Source organism: Mycobacterium sp. E3339 (genome assembly GCF_001666915.1).
Lineage (GTDB): Bacteria > Actinomycetota > Actinomycetes > Mycobacteriales > Mycobacteriaceae > Mycobacterium.
On record NZ_LZIZ01000233.1, the window covers coordinates 1 to 534 of the forward strand.

1 protein-coding gene is annotated in these 534 nt (G+C 71.7%); it reads left to right on the forward strand.

Annotation, left to right across the window (positions count from 1 at the left end; translation table 11 throughout):
* Positions 1–534, forward strand: a 534-nt coding sequence (locus A5702_RS22195; RefSeq protein WP_156669715.1) for a VWA domain-containing protein, incomplete at both ends; no start/stop codon positions are given.

The window sequence follows — 534 nt, forward strand, 5'->3', positions numbered from 1 at the left end:
GATCGCGGTGTCGCTGCTCAGCCTGGTCCTGCTGACCATCGCGCTCGCGACCCCCACCCACGACATGCGCATCCCGCGCAACCGGGCCGTCATCGTGCTGGTCATCGACATGTCGCAGTCCATGCGGGCGACCGACGTTCCCCCGGACCGGCTGACCGCCGCCAAAGAGGCCGGCAAGCAATTCGCCGACGAGCTGACGCCGGCCATCAACCTGGGGCTGGTGGAGTTCGCGGCCAACGCCTCGCTGCTGGTCGCCCCGACGACCAACCGCCAGGCGGTCAAGGCCGCGATCGACAGCCTCAAGCCGGCCCCCAAGACCGCGACGGGCGAGGGCCTGTTCACCGCGCTGCAGGCCATCGCGACGGTCGGCTCGGTGATGGGCGGCGGCGACGGGCCGCCGCCGGCGCGCATTGTGCTGGAGTCGGACGGCGCCGAGAATGTGCCGCTGGATCCCAACGCCCCGCAGGGGGCGTTCACCGCGGCCCGGGCCGCCAAGGCCGAGGGCGTGCAGATCTCGACGATTTCGTTCGGCAC